Origin of the sequence: Mesorhizobium sp. M7A.F.Ca.CA.004.12.1.1 (genome assembly GCF_003997835.1) — a bacterium.
GTDB lineage: Bacteria > Pseudomonadota > Alphaproteobacteria > Rhizobiales > Rhizobiaceae > Mesorhizobium.
Genome location: NZ_RZRK01000878.1, coordinates 1 through 2,477, shown reverse-complemented (window position 1 = coordinate 2,477; position 2,477 = coordinate 1). Strand labels below are relative to the sequence as shown.

The following is a 2,477-nucleotide window of genomic DNA, read 5'->3' as shown; positions in this document are numbered from 1 at the left end:
GGCTGATATCGCCTTGCCGGCACGTGTCTTCGCAAGCCATTCCTGTTGCTCCGGCGTGCCGAACAGGCTGAGCGCGCCGGTACCCAGCCCTTGCATGGCGAAGGCGAAATCGGCCAACCCGTCATGGCGGGCAAGCGTCTCGCGCGTGATACACAAAGTGCGCACGTCGAGGGGCCCCGGATTGTCGGTGTCGAGAGCCGTCGGTTTCAGCCAGCCGTCCCGGCCCAACTGCGCCACCAGTTCGCGGCAAGCGGCATCGACATCATGGTGATCGACCGGCAGGACAGAGGGGGGCGCTGTCCCGCCGACGTCTCCACGGAATGCATCATCCCTCAATCCCCCTCGAACACCGGCTTTTCCTTGGCCACGAACGCCTTGTAGGCGCGCTCGAAGTCGCGGGTCTGCATGCAGATCGCTTGCGCCTGCGCTTCCGCCTCGATCGCCTGGTCGAGACCCATCGACCATTCCTGATTGAGCTGCGTCTTGGTGATGCCGTGCGCAAAGGTCGGGCCGGAAACGATGCGCGCCGCCATATCGAGCGCGTCGGCCTCCAGCGAGGCGGCATCGACCAGCCGGTTGTAGAAACCCCAGCGTTCGCCTTCCGCCGCCGTCATGGTGCGGCCTGTGTAGAGCAGTTCTGCGGCGCGGCCCTGGCCGACGATGCGCGGCAGGATCGCGCAGGCGCCCATGTCGCAGCCGGCGAGGCCGACGCGGGTGAACAGGAATGCGGTCTTGGCTTCCGGCGTGGCGATGCGGATATCGGAGCTCATCGCAATGATGGCGCCGGCGCCGACCGCGACACCGTCGACCGCAGCAATGATCGGCTTGCCGCAATTCAGCATCGCCTTGACGAAATCGCCGGTCATGCGGGTGAAGGCCAAGAGCTCCTTCATGTCCATCTTGACCAGCGGGCCGATAATGTCGTGGACATCGCCGCCGGAGCAGAAATTGCCGCCATTGGAGAGGAACACCACGGCGTCGACATCGTCGGCATAGACGAGGTCGCGGAACGTGTCGCGCAGCTCGGCATAGCTGTCGAAGGTCAGCGGGTTCTTGCGCTCCGGCCGGTCGAGCCGGACCTTGGCGATCCTGCCCTCGACCTCCCACAGGAAATGCTTCGGCTTGCGCCCGGCCATTGCGGTCATTCGCGTCCCTCCCAGTTGCTGCGAAACGAGGTCAGCATGCCGGTCAGCCGGCGCGCGTCGTCCTCGCTGACCTTGCCCAGCAATTCACCGATCCAGCCTTCATGCGCCGCGGCGATTGTGGCGAAGGCTTGCGTGCCTTCCTCGGTCAGCCGCACCATCGACGTGCGGCGGTCGCCATTGCGCCTCGCGCGGGCGACAAGTCCTTCCGAAACCAGCCGGTCGACGATGCCCGTGACATTGCCGTTGGAGACCAGCAGGAAGCGCGACAGGTCGCTCATCAGCATGCCTTCCGGCATCCTATAGAGTGCTGCCATCACGTCGAAGCGCGGCAGCGTCGTGTTGAACTCCTTCTTCAGCCGCTCGCGCAGCTCGGCCTCGATCGTGCGCGAGGCTCGCAGCAGCCTGATCCACAGCCGCAAGCGGTCCTTGCCGGGTCCCGACGGCGCGGGCAGGGGGCCGGCTACCATGTTTCGCCTCCTGAGATGGAAATCGCCTGTCCGGTTATCGATTGGGCGGCGTCGCCGCACAGCCACAGCACGGCGGCGGCGACCTCATCCGGCTGGATGAAGCGGCCTTGCGGGTTGTTCGAGGCGAGGCTTGACCGCGCTTGCTCGACCGAGCGGCCGGTCTTCTCGATGATGCGCTGGATGGACTCTTCCAGCATTTCGGTTTCCACAAAGCCTGGGCACACCGCGTTGACGGTGACGCCCGATTTCGCCGTTTCGGCGGCAAGCGCCCGCATCAGGCCAACGACGCCATGCTTGGCGGCGACGTAAGACGCGACGTAGGCGTAGCCTTTCAGGCCGGCGGTCGAGGCGATGAAAACAATTCGTCCTGTTTTCCGCACGGCCATGCCGGCCAGCGCCGGCTTCACCGTCAGGAAGGCGCCGGTCAGATTGACGTCGAGCGTTCGCTGCCAGTCGCTGAGCGCGGTTTTGTGCGCCGGGGCGCTGCCGGCCATGCCGGCATTGGCGACAACGATGTCGAAGGGTCCGCGCGCGGCTTGCGCCCTCTGGTAGAGCGCTGCCATTGCCGCCTCGTCGGTGACATCGGCGGCGATGCCGAAGATGCGGTCGTTCTCGCCGGCCACCTCAGTGAGCTCTGCTTCCCGGCGGCCGCAGATGGTGACATCGATGCCCGCACCCGCCAGCGCCAGCGCGATGGCCCGGCCGACGCCGGAGCCGCCGCCTGTGACCAGCGCATGCTTGCCGGGGATCATGCTTCAATCCTCAAAACATGGCGCCAAGTACCCCCACCCCTAACCCTCCCCACAAGGGGGAGGGAGAAGGCTACGACAGCACCTGTCCATTGCAAACTTATGCGGTGCCGGCT

The 2,477-nt window shown here is 65.8% G+C and carries 4 protein-coding genes; all 4 read right to left on the bottom strand.

What is annotated here, in order from left to right; genetic code table 11:
• A partial coding sequence (locus EN984_RS31125; RefSeq protein WP_245480156.1) for an acyl-CoA dehydrogenase family protein occupies positions 1-336 on the bottom strand: 336 nt, incomplete at its 3' end.
• Positions 333-1,145: an enoyl-CoA hydratase family protein gene (locus EN984_RS31120; protein WP_127268310.1), complete on the bottom strand. Its 813-nt coding sequence runs from the start codon at positions 1,143-1,145 to the stop codon at positions 333-335. The genes EN984_RS31120 and EN984_RS31125, both read right to left, overlap by 4 nt.
• Positions 1,142-1,612, bottom strand: coding sequence for a MarR family transcriptional regulator (locus tag EN984_RS31115; RefSeq protein WP_127271381.1), 471 nt, complete (start codon positions 1,610-1,612; stop codon positions 1,142-1,144). Before EN984_RS31115 ends, EN984_RS31120 begins: the two co-directional genes overlap by 4 nt.
• The gene (locus EN984_RS31110) at positions 1,606-2,364 is read right to left on the bottom strand and encodes an SDR family NAD(P)-dependent oxidoreductase (RefSeq protein ID WP_127271383.1); all 759 of its coding nucleotides are present in this window, start codon (positions 2,362-2,364) and stop codon (positions 1,606-1,608) included. Before EN984_RS31110 ends, EN984_RS31115 begins: the two co-directional genes overlap by 7 nt.
• Between the last annotated feature and the right edge of the window lie 113 nt (positions 2,365-2,477).